The 16098-nt window shown below is 52.8% G+C and carries 10 protein-coding genes; all 10 read left to right on the plus strand.

Annotated elements, in window-relative coordinates; genetic code table 11:
• Positions 1-9: 9 nt before the first annotated feature.
• Positions 10-8283 carry a hypothetical protein gene (locus HMPREF9473_RS05920; protein WP_006779161.1) on the plus strand — a complete coding sequence of 2758 codons (8274 nt, stop codon included), beginning with the start codon at positions 10-12 and terminating at the stop codon, positions 8281-8283.
• Positions 8284-8402: 119 nt separating this feature from the next.
• On the plus strand, positions 8403-8972 hold the full coding sequence (locus HMPREF9473_RS05925; RefSeq protein WP_138669922.1) for a hypothetical protein: 570 nt from the start codon (positions 8403-8405) through the stop codon (positions 8970-8972).
• 54 nt (positions 8973-9026) lie between these two features.
• Positions 9027-9551: a hypothetical protein gene (locus tag HMPREF9473_RS05930; protein WP_006779163.1), complete on the plus strand. Its 525-nt coding sequence runs from the start codon at positions 9027-9029 to the stop codon at positions 9549-9551.
• Between the two features lie 41 nt (positions 9552-9592).
• Positions 9593-10234, plus strand: a complete 642-nt coding sequence (locus HMPREF9473_RS05935) for a hypothetical protein (RefSeq protein WP_006779164.1) — start codon at positions 9593-9595, stop codon at positions 10232-10234.
• 16 nt (positions 10235-10250) lie between these two features.
• The gene (locus tag HMPREF9473_RS05940; protein ID WP_006779165.1) at positions 10251-10958 is read left to right on the plus strand and encodes a hypothetical protein; all 708 of its coding nucleotides are present in this window, start codon (positions 10251-10253) and stop codon (positions 10956-10958) included.
• Positions 10959-11007: 49 nt separating this feature from the next.
• Complete coding sequence (locus HMPREF9473_RS05945; RefSeq protein WP_006779166.1) at positions 11008-11706, plus strand: hypothetical protein; 699 nt, start codon at positions 11008-11010, stop codon at positions 11704-11706.
• Between the two features lie 72 nt (positions 11707-11778).
• Positions 11779-11973, plus strand: a complete 195-nt coding sequence (locus HMPREF9473_RS05950) for a helix-turn-helix domain-containing protein (protein ID WP_006778881.1) — start codon at positions 11779-11781, stop codon at positions 11971-11973.
• Between the two features lie 339 nt (positions 11974-12312).
• Positions 12313-13224 carry a hypothetical protein gene (locus HMPREF9473_RS05955; protein WP_006779167.1) on the plus strand — a complete coding sequence of 304 codons (912 nt, stop codon included), beginning with the start codon at positions 12313-12315 and terminating at the stop codon, positions 13222-13224.
• A 192-nt stretch (positions 13225-13416) separates the two neighbouring features.
• Positions 13417-14289 (plus strand): EamA family transporter, encoded by an 873-nt coding sequence (locus HMPREF9473_RS05960; protein ID WP_034858023.1) that lies wholly within the window; start codon positions 13417-13419, stop codon positions 14287-14289.
• Between the two features lie 12 nt (positions 14290-14301).
• Entirely contained in the window at positions 14302-16041 is a 1740-nt protein-coding gene (locus HMPREF9473_RS28070; protein WP_006779169.1) for a metallophosphoesterase, read from the plus strand.
• Positions 16042-16098 lie beyond the last annotated feature (57 nt).

Consider the following 16098-nt stretch of genomic DNA (forward strand, 5'->3'; position numbering starts at 1 on the left):
TACTTGGAAATGAGCCGTTTTATATTACATACAAAGACGAAGGGAAAGCAGAACTATCTGCTGCTGGGAATAGTCTGCATGCTGGTGGTAGCTGCGGCCGGCTACGGGCTGCACAGCATCGGGACAGCCCGTGCCAAAAGCCGGGAGGTGGTGCCCATTTACACACAGGAGGAACTGGAGCAGTATCTGCTGGACCGGGAGAGCGAGGAGTACAACCTGAATGGGAAATACTGTCTGGAGGAAGATTTGGATATGAGCTGGCTGTACCAGTCCATAGGGACGAATCTGGAGCCGTTTACGGGCACCTTCGATGGAAACGGTCATGTGATGAGCGGCTTGAACAGACCGCTGTTCGGCGTGGTGGAGCGAGCTGAAATCAGAAATGTATTTCTGGGGGACGCGGTGATTGTGCACCCGTTTACTTATTCCGATGGGGAACATTATGTGGATGGGTACGGAGCGCTGGCGGCCTATGCGGTGAATGCATCCATGGAAAACTGCGGCATGAGCGGTGAGATTGCCATCGCCAGTCCATCCGAAGCAGAGTACCAAATGGCCAAGGCCAGCCCGGCGGATGAGGAGGAGAGAAAAGGGCCTGGGGAGATGGAAGCCGGGGAAATGCCGGTGGAGGGCGATAGTTCGTCAGAAGAGACAGAACAGGAGATTGGCCCTGGAATCGGGGAAAATGCCGATAGCTCCGTGGAATCGGGAGAAGTGGAGAGCGGCGCAGTGCAGGCAACGGAGACGGAGCAGGAGGAAACAGGAGAGAAAGGGACGGAGAACGGCGTGACCGGTGAAGAGTCCACCGGCGAAACCAGCGATTCCGGGATAAAGGAATCAAGTGCGGAAACGGAGAAGGAGACATCCGAAAATGTTGACGAGCCGAGTAAGCCAGTGGATTCCAGCCAGGAAACCAAAGCTCCAACTGATAATGAGACATCCGCAGATGCACCAGCCGACAGCACCGGCGGAGCAGGAAACAGTGATGCAGATAACAGTGATGCAGGAAACAGTGACGCAGATAACAGTGTGAATGACACGGTGACTAATAATAGCGGAACAGGTAACAACACGGCGGGCAGTGGCGAACCAGAAGCAGATATCCCGGAGACGGTAGGTTACCGGGCCGCGCAGCGGCAGTATCTGATGATGAAGGTACCGGCCGTGGTGGATGCTGACATGGAATCAGCAGTGGTGGCAAGTCCTTCCGATGCTGATTTGGAAATAGATGGCCCGGGACAGGTGGGAGATAGCATGGACCAAGTAACGGGCAGCAGCGTGGCAGATGACACTGACAATACGTACAGCCACGATTCCACCAACCATACAGCTTCCCAGGAAACAGGGAACATCGAAGAGACAGAAGAATACATAGGAAACCCGGATGGAGACATCTACATACTGATCACGGCAGAGCGGATCACAGCGGGAGGTCTATCCGCTGAAATAGCCGGAGACACGCTTTTGACGGACTGCTTTGCCCTGGTGACCATCAGTTCCACCCAGGAAGAGATTGATACCTATACCGGAGGAATGACAGGAATCGTCGGGGGCGATTGCCGCATAGAGAACAGCTACGCCGCAGGGCTGGCAGATACCTTTGGAGTAACCGGTGGATTTGCGGCGCTCCATGAAGGAATAATCCAAAACAGCTATTCCACCGTAACCATCGGTGAAAATGCCACAGCCTGTGGAGCTTTCACGGCGTCCGGCGGCGGAATTCTGACCGGCTGTGTCTATGACCGCCAGATATCCTGCACCCAGGAGACGGAAGAAACGGATACGACAGTGCCAAGTGAGGAAGCCCCTGGGGCCTCAGCGGATTTTGCACTGAAGGGCTTAAACACCACCCAAATGACAGGCCCCGAAGCCAGCATTCCCGGAACCTGGTACAAGGCGGAGCACGCCTATCCCCAGATTCCATATTTCGCCCAGAGTGAGCAGGAGCTGCTCTCCTCCAGTTCCAAAATATCGGCGGTTGCCCTGATACTTCCCGGCGGTTATACCCTGGCGGATGTCCTGCAAGCCGGTGATATCGTACTCCCGGCAGAGATAGACGGGCAGGAAATCTGGTGGGAGGCCCAGGGAGACATTGCAGTCAATGAATTTAACCAGGTAATCATAGGAGGGCAGGCAGAAACCGCCACCCCATCCATAGCCCAATATGAAGCGCCAAGAGTCCAAAGCGCATTACAAGAAGTGGCCGAAACAGAGGTTATCAATTCCGGAAGCAATGCAGATTTCGACGATGATTCCAAAACGGCCACGGACACGGGTTTAGAGACAACCACCACCAACCGCTTAAAAGCCTCCATAGGAAATACCAGCAGAAGTTTCGCCCTCCAGGCCATTGCTTCCGGAAATGGAGTCTATACCAGCTGGCTGGATGTAGGCGCGGCAGTCTCCGCCGGAACGTTGACGGACATAACAGCCCCACAGCTGGCAAATGGATGCTACGAAATAAATAATGCCGAGCAGCTGGCCTGGTTCGCCTATCAGGTGAACCGGGGAACAGATACCTCCATACGGGAGGCCAATATCAAACTGACGGCTGACATTAACCTGGACGGAGCTGACCGCTACGGCGGAAGTAAAACTACCCCCCTCCCATGGATTCCCATAGGCACGGCTGACGGAAGCATTTACTTCAAGGGAACCTTCGATGGAAATGGTCATACCATTGATTACATGAAGGTATCCGGCCAGAATGGCCACTCCGGTTTCTTTGCGGCAGTAGGCGGCGGTGCTGTCATAAGAAGGCTTGGAATCGGCCCCCACAGTTCCGTGACAGCCAAAACGAATGGCAGCGCCTCCACAGGGGGAAATGCAGACGGAACCACAGATGGAACCGCGGCCCTGGCTGGGGGCATTATATCAGAATCTGGCAAAGACCAGGTCGTAATAGAAGGCTGTTACAACCGTGCTGCCGTAGCAGGAAAAAGCATCCATACAGGAGCCTTTATCGGAAACGGCAGCGTTTCCAACCCTGGAAATCAGAGAATAACGAACTGCTACAATGCCGGACCCATCAGCATTGCGGAGGGAGGAACCGGAACGGCCAGTGGGATTGCGGGAACATTTTCCAACGATGTGGGCGCAGGCGGAGGGGGAATCAGGAACTGCTACTGGGTAGACAGTATCGACGGGATAGCCATCACCAGCGCTGCTTCCACCTCGGAAACGGAGGCCACCATAGAAAAATCTAAAGCTGTCCCAGAGATGGAGATGAAAAAAGGAACCATGGTGGCTCTGCTCAACGAATCCGGCCCGGAGAACTTCTGGCGCTACTGCCCGTGGGAAAATGACAACGACGGCTACCCTCTCTTTTTCAGCGAGATATCCACCTACGATGACACCTGCACAGATTGGGGGATGGTTGGTGAGAAAATGGCGTTGGCCGGGATGACTTTGAATGGGGAAGGGACCGCAGACAGCCCCTATGAGCTTGGAACGGAGGAGGAACTGGCGTTATTTGCCTACCGTGTCAATCAGGGGGAGGTCAGTATCCATGCGAAGATGACGGCGAATCTGGATTTGTTTGGCTCCGGCTACACCAACAACATTTTCAATGAGGCATCGCCTAACATTGATGAGGCGCTTCCGTGGGCTCCAATTGGTAATGGGGTCGAATATACGGGAGTTTTTGATGGTGGCGGGTGTGTTGTTTCGAATTTAAAAATAGATGAATTAAATGTCGGAGACAGAGGATTTATAGGAGTCGTAGGTGCAAATGCAGTCGTAAAGAATATTGGAGTGGCATCCGGGATTGTACGTGGTGCTGCGCATACAGGAGGGGTTGTGGGATATGTAAATGCTGGAAATGTAAAAATCATTAACTGCTGGAATAATGCAGATATCTATTCAGAAGCGCAAAATATAGGAGGAGTAGTAGGCTGTAGTAACTACGCTGGCGGATTGTTAATTGAGTGGTGTTATAATCTGGGAAATGTAAGGCAGGCAAAGTTGGACAGCGCCGGAGGAATTATAGGAAAACCACATTCAGGTGCGCAAACTATTAGAAATTGCTATAACGCAGGGACAATATATAGCCCTAAATATTCCGGTGGAATTGTAGGAGACAGACAAAATAACGCAAGTGTTTCCATCATAAATTGCTATAATCGCGGAGAGGTGACCGGGAGTGGGAAAAGTATCATGGGAAGTGGGAATTCCTGTACCGTGAGAAACTGTTATTACGGCGGCGCCGCCTCCCAAAGTCAGGGCGGCTATGGGACTTACCTGCCGGACAGCGCCATGAAATCCTGGGCGCTGGCATTTGCCCTGAATGAAGAAAATATGACAGCGGTAACGACCACCGTGGAAGGGGCCTCCTGGACAAACACAGCCCCCGGAACATCTTACCCTGCCTTTGGCCCTCTGCCATCGGCAAAAACCTGGGATGTGGTGGGGCAGGGAGTGCTGGACGGATTGATTACAGGCCGTTTGACTGGCAGCGGCATTTCCGGCAGCCCCTATGAAATCGGAACGGATGCCCAACTGGCGGCATTTGCCCAGACCGTAAATGGTGGAACGAAAAAAGATGCGGAGGCCATCCTTAACAGCAGCTTGAACCTGCTTGGCGAGAAATACGGAGGAAGTGCGACAGCGCCTCTTCTGTGGAAACCCATCGGAACCACCGATAACGTCTATCAGGGAAATTTCGATGGAAACCAGAAAACAATCAGCCAGATGAAGGTAGAGCAGGAGGGGTACGCCGGCCTGTTCGGCTGTGCCGGAAGCGGGGCTTCCATAAAAAATCTGGGCCTGGACAACACATGCAGCATCGTTTCCACGGGAACCACAGGCGGGGATGGGACGGCCGCCTTTGTGGGAGTGGTAAAGAGCGATAACAATGCTTCCGTCAACCAGCTCACCGTCACCGGCTGTTACAACCGGGCGTCAGTCAGGGGAAATACAGGGAGCAGAACAGGTGCATTTGTGGGAGCCTATGAAGGAAATGACGGTGTAGGCGGCCAGAGAATTTCCAACTGCTACACCACCGGCCCTCTCACGGCGGCAAGCGGAAAACCGGGAGCCATCGCCGGTTCCTTTACCAACAATACATCTGTGGCGACAGGCGGAATCCACTACTGCTACTGGGATGCGGCCACAAGCAGTGCCTCCGGAGTGACCCTGGCTGCGGTTTCCGGAAGCAATCCTGTGACAGTGGGAAGCACAACAAAAGCAATGTCCACCTCTGATATGTCCACTGCAGCCGCGGAAACCGCAGGCGGACTGATTGAACAGTTGAATACAGATATGAGTTCGCCGGTGTGGACAAGAAAGAGCAGCCATAATGACGGATATCCCATCTATACCAACAGCTTGTTCAGCGACAGCTGGGAGGAAATAGGTGCAGCTACAACGGCGCCATCCTATAAGAATACGGGCTCCGCGTCAACCGCAGGTACGAAGGACAATCCGTACTACATCCGGACTCCGGAGCAGCTGGCCTGGTTTGCTTATCAGGTGAATCAGAATAACAAAACCGGTCTGTGTGGGGAACTGAAAGCAGACATCAATCTGTTTGGTGGGTTATATACGGGAAATGCCTATCAGACGGGAACGGCGGAGCAGCTGTCCAAATCCCTCCCCTGGGTCCCCATTGGAAGCGGAGCGAAGCAGTATACGGGAACCTTCCAGGGCAACGCACATATTATTTCCAGAATGTTTGCAAAAGATGGAGAGAAGCTGGGGCTGTTCGGAACTCTGGGGGCCAGTGCCAGTATCTCGGACATTGCCATTTCGGATTCCCGTCTTGACGGTTCCGGCGCCGGATATCTGGGCGGTATCGCCGGATTTGCCGGTGGAAACAATGTCACCATCAATTTCTGCCGGAATGTAGGACTGCTTACCGGAAATGGAGAAAATTTCGGAGGCATATTAGGCGGAAGCGAAACGGCCAGCGGACTGGTACTGGAAGGCTGCTACAATGCGAAGGGCGCGGAGGTCACCGCCGATACCGGCACCGGCAGTGCGGTGGGAGGCATTCTTGGAAAGGGTTCCTCATCCCAGGAGGTAACCATCAGAAACTGTTACAACCAGGGAAAGGTCACCGGCGGCAGCAGCACCGGGGGAATCGCCGGAAATGCAATTCCCGGCAAGACCAAGATTGCCGGCTGCTACAACGCGGGACCTGTGACTGCCGGCAACAGCGGACACGCAGGCTCTATCGCCGGCTCCGGGGACGTGGCTGGGGCTCTGATCAGCGGCTGTCTGATTGAGGATACTTACAGCTATGGCAGTGTCAACGGAGTCACGATAAAACAGGAGATATTCAAGACCTGGGGAGCCGCCTTCCGGCTGAACGGCAGCCAGTTAAACCAGTCCACCGGGCTGTCCTGGATCAATGTGGACGATGCTGCCGGCGCCATTTACCCGGTGCTGACCGATGGCGCTCTGGCGGCCGCAGAAAACTGGGAGACTCCGGCGAAAGCGGTGGAGGACGGTGTAATCGGGGAGAAACCGACAGGAACGCCGTATCAGATAAGCACGGCGGAGCAGCTGGCCTGGTTTGCGAAGCAAATCAATGACGGAGCATTACCGGCCAATACGGGAGCTGTCTTGACGGACAACCTCGATCTTGCCGGAAGCAGCTATGTGGCCAGCGGAAAACTGGCCTGGGTGCCGATTGGAAAGGAGGCTTCCCGTGCTTATAAGGGGAAATTCCAGTCCAGTACCGGGAACTCAAAACTGTATCAGATCCAAAACCTGTACGTGAATACCACCGGGGAAGCGGGGCTGTTCGGCGTCCTGGATACCGGGGCGGGCATCTCGGAAATTGGAATCGCAGGGGCATCGGTAACCGGGGAAACCGCCGGCGGCGTGGCCGGGCTTTTGAAGGGGAGCGCGGAGATATCCCGGTGTTATAACCGCGAAAACAGCGCCATAACCGGTACGGCCTGCGCGGGAGGAATCGCCGGCCAGCTGACGAACAGTGGGGCGGTCAAAGACTGCTACAACATGGAAACGATAATCAAATCCACCGGCTCGTCCTCCTATGCCGGAGGTATTGCCGGAAACGGAGGCGCTGGCTCCATTCGGAACTGTTACAATGCATGCCGTACAGGCGGGAGTATCGCCTCATCCGGTACGGCGGCTTGTTCCATCGCCGGGGGCGGCTCAGGCAGCAGGGTGGTACAGTGCTTTAGTGATAAAACTCTGGCGGACAGCAGCTACGTGAAGGCGCTGGACTGCTCCACTGACGCAAAGCTCCAGACGCAGACAGACAGCCTGAACACGGTGGACGAAACGGAGAAGAAGGGTACGGACCGAGCCTGGTTTACCAGTCTCACCGCGGAAGCTGCCCACGGCCTGCCAACACTGGAAGCGCCCGTGATGCTGACCGTGACGCTGGACCCGTCGGCAGTGACAGAGGCAGGCGGAGTTTTGACCGGAGCACAGGGAGTCTGGAGCGGCGGAACAACACCGCCGTCCAATCTGAAATTCCGGGGCATCCATCAGGAAAATGGAGGATCATCCCAGCCGGGACTTACTCCGACAAAACTGTCGGATGTGGCCAGCGGTTATCGCATCTATGGAACAGACAATGCCCATGAGAAGCTGGCGCTGGAGGCAGGAGGAACTGATTTGTCTACGATTACCACGCCGTCGCTGACTGCTCCGGGGATAACACTGAGTAATGTGACTCCGTTAAAGTTGTACAACGGTGCTGCCTATACTTACCCGGATAAACGGGTGGTTCTCATAGACCTGGCGGACACGTCGGGGGATACCGTCACCAGATATGAAATCAGGGCGGAGATAGCCGGCGTGACAAGAAATACGCTGGATGTGACATTGCCCATAAAATCGGGAATCACGTTGAAGCCGGGAGTGGTGCCGGCAAAAGCGTATTCAGACGTGCCGCTGGAGATTGTCAACCGCGATTCCTGCCCGGTGGAGTTTGGCATCACCGAGGTGAAAGCACAGGATGTGTCGGCGGATATTGATGTGAAGCTGACTCCGGTTGCCAAGGAATTTACGATTCATGATACCGTACCGATTACGGATGCGGCACAGGGAGTGAAGCTGGGCGTCAAGGGAACATTTCTGGCGGAAAACGGAAGTACATCGGAGCGGGAGATCTATTATACTCCCGGAAATACGCCATGGCTGTCCTGTAAGCTGGGATATGGGCAGACGCTTCACTTTGAATATTTCATGGAATACAGTCTTCTCCATGTGGGGCCGGAGCAGAAATTCGGATTTGATATCATTTACCGCTTCGGTATTCCAAAAGAGGATACGGGAAATGTAGTGGAGCAGGTGAGTGGAAGCTGAGTGGAAATCCGGCCGGAGCCTGATTGAGGTATAGATGAAAAGCAGGCAGGGTAACAGATGGAGAGAACAGAGGGGAGACGGACAGACTGATGGCAGGCGGACCCAAAACGGAGAGACCAATGGAAGACAGAGCAATCACAGAGAAAACCAATATGGAAAATTCCATACCGGAAAAGCAGGTGAAGGGGCGCCGGAAAAAAAGACAGAGATGGCCATTTTCCAACGGCGCGGCGGCAGTTATTCTGTGCCTGGGCGTGATCCTTCTGGGCTGTCTGGCCTATCTTTGCCTGGCAGACCCCATCCAGGCCAGGATAGATATTCTACCGGATAAAAATGCCATGGATGGGCGGCTTCACGTCGACAGCCGGCCAGTGGAAGCCGGACAGTACCGGGTGGTATTGAACCAGCTGCCCACCATAAAATCAGGGAGCCGTGAGTGCAATATCGAGTTTGAAAACCCGGAGGGAAACCAATACAATTCCCGGATAAACCTCTATTTAACATCGGACGGAAAGCGGATTGGCGGCACCAGAAGGGTGGATACGGGAAAATATGTGGAAACCATCAAATTAAACCGCACCCTGGAACCTGGCGAGCATCAGGCGCTGGCAAAGATAGAACTGTTTATCGGAACAGAGCCTGCCGGCGAAATGATACTGGAAATCACATTGAGAGTTGTGGAAAAATAAGGCGCAGAAATCAGCATAAGAGCGGCGATAAGAGAATCATAGGAGACGGGAAGGATGCGGAGAAAAAGAAACTATGTGAATGCGGCAGTTGTAATCCTTGCCCTTGCATTTTGTGGGGTGGTACTGGCGTGTGCGGGATACATTGTCCACACCCACAGCCAGCCGGTGGTGCAGTATCCCCAGCTGGAGCCGGAAGCCTATGTCCAGAGCGGGACTTTGAACGACCCGGCAGGGAGACAGGCGGCGCTGGATGCGCTGGTGGCGGAGGGAATGCTGACTTTTTCCATCAATGCCACCCCGAGCATGGAAAACGGTAGCGGAATGGCAAATCTGTTGATAGAAAATCCACCGGAGAACGGAAACCGTTTTACCGTGACCATTCTCCGGGAGGACACGGGAGAAACACTTTTCCAGTCCGGCTATCTGGACCCGGAACAGTACATCGGGGAAGCTCCGCTGGATGTGGAACTGACGGCAGGAGTGTATGCCTGCGTGGCAAATTTTGACGCATACCGCATCAGTGACAACGCCTACATCGGAAGAGGGGCGGCGCGCATCACGCTGTATGTGAGAAACTGACGGGAAAACCGATATGAGGACAAAAGAAAGGGACAGGAAACATGAGCCGGGAGGAGAGGAAAGGAAAACAGGCGGTGTACAGGGAGAGCGGACGGGGGCGTGACAGGCCGGAGAGAGAGCCGACGGGAAATACCCGCCCAGGCAGAAAACAAGGCAGTGGGAGTGACAGAAGCAAAGGACTGCTGCTGGTGCTCAGCATTCTGTTTCTGGCCGCTTTGGTGGCGGCCATCTATTTCTACCGCCAGGGAAGGCAGAACACGCCGGAGCAGGCGGGACTGGTGTATGAGGCCAATATCATAGAGGGAGACATTCCTGGAAAATCCAGGGAGGACATCCAGCGGGAGCTGGACGAAATCGTGGAGGAGGGAATGCTGGCCATGTCCATCAACGCCACTCCGTCAGGGAAAACCACGGGGGAGAACAGAAACGTGAACTGGCTGATTGAAAACCCATCCAACCAGGGAAAATTAATCCGGGTGGAGGTCTTTAGGGATGACACAGGGGAGAAAATCTATGAAACCGGGGCCATTCCACCGGGTAACTATGTGGAAGCCGCCCCGCTGAAGGTGGAACTGCCGCCGGGTCAATACACCTGTACGGCCAGGTTCCACGCCTACAAAGTAGAAGATGAAAGCTACATCGGCCAGGCTGCGGCCCAGATACGCCTGACCCTGTATGAGTGAGAGGAGGAAAACGGTCTTGAAAAAACGAACAGCAACATCAAAGGCGGCCGTTTTCCTGGCGGCCCTGGTGCTGATAGGGGGGCTGCAGCCACCGGGACAGGTCTTCGGCGCAGGAAGCGTGGGCGGAGAACGCCTGGAGGATGCCGAAGAGACGAGGGCGGAATTTCCCAGGGAGCAGGGAACTCAGGCGGTTCGGACAGAGCTGACGGGAAATATTGAGGTGTCGCTGATATCCGCAGCGCTGCCATCTGACGGATTTGAATTTCAGGTCAACCCGGCCTCACCCTTTGACGCGGTGGATAATCCCGGAGGACAGATTGTGTGTCCGGGACCGGAGAGCTTGAAGGTGACCAACCTTTCCGTGGTGTCTGTCCGGCTGGAGATTGCGTCTGTGGAGCAGATGAGAGAGGGAGATGTGACATTTGCGGAGCAATTCCCAGGAGGGCCAAAGCAGAGCTTTCAGCTGGTGGACCGGGTGTCGAAAGTAAATGGATTTGGAACGGCCCTTCTGGTGCTGGGAAGAGCGGACAAGCGGTATATCAGTGAGGCGGATTTTGAGCAGTATGCGCTGTACCCCGGAAGAACGGGGATTCCCATAACGGAGCTGGCGGCAGGCGAGAGTGTCGGCTTGCAGCTCTATGGAACAGCGGAAGCCGATTTTTATGGAGAATACCAGTTTACGGTGAGGCCAATCTTAAAAATCAGCGCAGTACGCGCCAAATAGCGCGGCTGATTTAAATAAGAAGTAAGTAAAAAGGATGGAGGAAAGAAACATGAGGAAGAGAGTAAGACAGACAGCCGCCCTAGCTCTGGCGCTGGGAATGGCAGTGACAGGAAGCATGGCAGGTTATGCGGCGGTGGACCCGGCGGCGGTGGAGACAGATACCGTATCCAGCGTAGGAGGAACGAAGACGGAGCTAGTGGGAACGATTGAGATTACCAGCTTGAGTGTCAGCCTTCCGTTAAAGGCCGGGTTTAACATTGACCCCAGTAAATATGATGGCAAAAGTATTGATGTACAGATTGGAAGCAACCAGTCGGCGAATTATAAGATTATCAATAATTCGGCGGTGCCGGTGTATGTGTATATTTCGGACATCGAGGCCAATAAGGACCATACGGGCAGCAAGCCGGCCGGTGTGAAGGACATTTCCCTGATAAGCAAAACCGATAATATTTCAACACTGAACAGTGTCATGCTCGCCATCAAAGATGCTTCCATGACAACAGCTGACGGCCTGCCGGCAAATGCAGACGCGGACGAGTCGTTCTGGCTGACTACAGCAAATATGACAACAAACAGTAACAAGTACTATTTGAACAATGCGAAGGGAAAAATGGAGGCAAAGACCGGAAGTACCGGCACGGAACTGAATCTGAAGATATACGGCCTGACCCAGAACGGCTGGGCCCCGGCAGATAAATTTTCAGTGGCGCCCACCTTTATGGTATCAACCGTAGAGCCTTCATAGAACTGAAAACGCGACAGAAGCAGCGTCACAGCCACCCAGTGAAATTCTGAAAAGAGACAGGAGGAAATACATATGGCAACAAGAATCCCATGCACCCCCTTTGGCAAAAAGATGAAAATCGCAATGGTAGAACAGGACATCCCCCAGCAGGAACTGGCCAAACGCCTCGGCATCGCCAATTCCACCGTCAGCGATATTATATATGGACGGAACCAGTGTGAGCGGACGAAGGAACGGATTGCGGAGACGCTGGGAATTAAAGGGTGATTTGATAAACGGGCTGTTGGAATGACAGACTGTTAAAAAACAAGTTTATCCAATAGAGTTTCTGTAAAAATTGTTTATGGAAATTCTATTGGATATTTTTATGATTTTGGAATTGCATCTTATAAGGCGATGTGTTATACTGAATCTATTCCTAGATATACAAAATATGATTTAAGTTTCCTGCGGATTTCTTTCCGCAGAAAATTCATTGCCGTTAACGCGGCGCCTACGGTGAACATCACTGTAATGACCGATTCGGTCGAGTATTCAGAAAGAAGAAATTCATTCAGAGCTATTGAAGTTAGGTCGTTTTTTTATTATACTGAAGGGAGAAAATGAATGAAGAGAAGGACATTGCAGTGGCACCCGGCGTTTCAGGCGGCACTGCAGGTAGAACTGATGGAAGACCGGGAATTTCTGGTCTTTCAAGAGGAACATAATCTCAGCAAAAAACCGCTGCAGATGGATACACTGATCATCAAGCAGAGGAAGGATCATGTTGTCAGAAAAAGTATAGGTAAGTTATTCCGCCAGTACAATATCGTAGAGTACAAAAGTCCGGAGGATTACATCAGTGTCAATGATTTTTACAAGGTGACGGGATATGCCTGTGTCTATCAGTCAGATACTAGAAAAGTTCTGGAGATACCACCGGAGGAGTTGACCATAACCCTGGTATGCAGCCATTATCCGAGGGAACTGGTGGCGCATTTAAAAGAGAGGTATCAAGCGGCCGTATGGGAGGAATTTCAGGGAATCTATTATGTGAAGGGCCTGATGTTCCCGATGCAGATACTGTTGACAAACCGTTTATCAAAGGAAGAATATATCTGGCTGGGGCGTCTGCGTGGCGGACTGGAAATAACAGAAATCGAGCCACTGGCCAGAGAATATAAAAGTAACCAGGAGGACCCATTGTATCAGGCTGTGATGGATTTGATTGTCCGGGCGAATGCGGAGCAGTATGAGGAGGTAAGAAAAATGTGTGATGCATTGAGAGAATTGTTTGCCGATGAGTTGGAGAAGAGGGAAGAACGCGGAATAGAACGTGGAATAGAGCAGGGGAGAGAGCAAGGAGTTTTGCTGAATCTTGTTTATCAGGTTCGAAGGAAAAAGAACAAGGGAATGGCAGTAGAGGAGATAGCAGAGATTTTGGAAGCAGATGAACAACTGGTGCAGAAGATGTATCAGGCGCTGGCGCTGCATCCGGAAAATACGGATACAGAGATTGTTGAACTTTTAAAGATGTGATTGCAGGTATCGTTTACGTTAGGAAAAACATACGGATAACATGTAGGAGAGCGAAGTCACCGGGAGTGGTTGGGGGCTTCGCTCTCTTTGTGTTATCCGGTAAAGTTGCGGGGGCGGGTACATTTACAAGAAGTGAGGAGTATGTTAGAATAGCAAAGACAATGATGAGAGAGCGAAAGGTACATAGAAGTGATGATGGATAAGAAGCTGAAGGGGCATTTGGCGGCGTTTTTTTGTGCGATTGTGTGGGGGACCACGTTTATTTCTACGAAGGTGTTGCTGCGGGAGTTTCCGCCGCTGGATATTCTGTTTTATCGGTTTCTGCTGGGGTATGTGATGCTGTGGCTGGCGCGTCCCAAGTGGTTTAAACCGGCGAAACTAGCTCATGAGCTCTATTTTCTGGCGGCTGGGGCCAGCGGGGTGACAATCTATTATCTGTTGGAAAATGTGGCGCTGACTTACTCTTTGACAGCCAATGTAAGCATTATTATATCAGTAGCACCATTTCTTACTGCGTTGATTGCGCATTTTGTGTTGAAAGATGAGAAGATGAAGAAGAACTTTTTCATCGGGTTTGTGGTGGCGATACTGGGTGTGGCGCTGGTGACATTTAATGGAAGGGCGGTTTTAAAGCTGAACCCATTGGGAGATATGCTGGCTGTGGGAGCGGCGGTGGTCTGGGCTTCCTACTCCATCATTATCAGGAAGATGGGAAAATATGAGTATCCGGTTATTTTTACGACGAGAAGGATATTCTTTTATGGATTATTGCTGATGATTCCGCTGTTAAAGCCTATGGGCTTTGCTTGGAATCCGGCGGCGGTGACACAGCCGGTGTATCTGTTTAATTTCCTGTTTCTGGGGATTTGCGCCTGCGCGCTGTGTTTCTCGGTGTGGAGTTATGCGGTGGATACGCTGGGGGCTGTTATCAGCAGCAACTATATTTATGCGGTGCCGGTGATTACGGTGGTGACGTCGGCGATTGTGCTGAAGGAGCCGATTACACCTATGGGGGTGGCCGGCATGGTACTGACAATTGTGGGACTGGTGATATCGGCCAGATAGGATGACATAATATTGAAGAGACAGATTAGGATTATAATAGCGGGCCTGGTGCTGATTGCAGCGTGCATCGGTCTGTTTTGGATAATAAAATTGGGAACGGGCGATAGAACGTCCGATGGCGGAAAAGAGACTACGGAGTGGAGCGAACCTTCGTCTGAAAATGGAGAGGAATCCGGGGATGTGGCGACACCGGCAGACGTGGAGTCTGAGGCGGATGATGATGTGGAGTCGGAAACGGCTGTGGAAGCGGGAGCCGATGTGGAACGGGAGACGAATACCGCACTGCCTTCCTGTCGAACTAGATGGAAGAAGAGCGGGGATACGGAGCCGGTGGAAGAGGTGAAAGGGCCTCCGAAAATCATAATTGCCTCGGACCTCCATGTGTTGGCGAAGGGGCTGACGGATGGGGGAGCGGTCTTCACGAAGAAGATGGATGACGGGAAGACGACTCTTTACAGCGGCGAAATCGTGGAGGCATTTCTGGACGAGGTGCTGGTGGAGCGGCCGGACGCGCTGGTCCTCAGTGGAGATTTGACCTTTGAGGGAGAGCGGCTGAGCCATCTGGAACTGGCCGGAATGCTGAAAAAGGTGCAGGACGCCGGCATCCAGGTACTGGCGATACCGGGAAACCATGATATCAATAATCCAAGGGCGTCAGCGTACTTTGATGCCGATGATATGACGGATGATACGGCTGGGTACCGGGTGGAGAAAAGCGGTGGTTCGGATAAAGCGACTGGTAAGGAGATGATGGACGGGGAGGCGGAAAAGAAGGCTGGCGAGCCGGGGATGGCAGACCGTGTGATAGAAACGGGAACCGGCGGAGCAGAAACAGAGGACAGCAGGTTAGAATCATCAGCGAACCAGGAGCAGACCGGCGAAGCATCGGAAAAGGCCCCTGACGAATCCATCACCGCGGCAGAGTTCGCAGAGATATACGGAGAATACGGCTATGAGCAGGCCGTCAGCCGGGATGAGAACTCCTTAAGTTACATCTATCCACTGCGGGACGACGTCTGGATGATGATGCTGGACACCAATCAATATGACCCGGTGAATTTGGTAGATGGCGATATCCGGCCGGAAACCTACCAATGGATGATACAGGAGCTGGACAAAGCAGATGAGGCTGGAATCATGGTAGTCCCCATAGGGCACCACAACATCCTGTCAGTCAGCCGTCTCTATACCAGGGAGTGCATGATATGGAGCAGGGCCTCCGCCATCTGGCTGTTTGGCGAACACAACCTGCCTCTGTATCTGAGCGGCCATCTCCATGTACAGCGGATGAAAAAATACAAGACAGAGCCAGGTGTCCCCAAAGAAGCCTACGGCGTTCATGAAATCGTGACCAGCTCCCTGGGAATGACACCCCACCAGTACGGCATCCTGACATGGGATGATAATTACCAGCTGGAATATCAGGCCAGACGCGTAGACGTAGAGAACTGGGCCAGACGCACCGGAAGCCAGGATGAAAACCTGCTGAATTTCAACCAGTACAGCAAAGACTGGTATTACCATGTAGTAGAGAAAAAAATATTGAAAAACCTTCACGATTACCCGGAAGACATCAAGCAGGACATGGCCCACCTCTACGCCGATGTCTTATACCACTACGGCGCCGGAGAAACGATGAATCAAAAAGACGTGGAAACCACCCGCGGCTACCGCATGTGGGAGCGCCTCCTGCCGAATGATAAAAAGTTTGGGGATATTAAGATGATGCTGAAGGATATGAAAGAGAGCTAAAGAGTCATTAATTGTAGGATTTATGATAGAGGGAAAGATAAACAAGGTGCAGTGATA

This window comes from Hungatella hathewayi WAL-18680 (assembly GCF_000235505.1).
Classification (GTDB): domain Bacteria; phylum Bacillota; class Clostridia; order Lachnospirales; family Lachnospiraceae; genus Hungatella_A; species Hungatella_A hathewayi_A.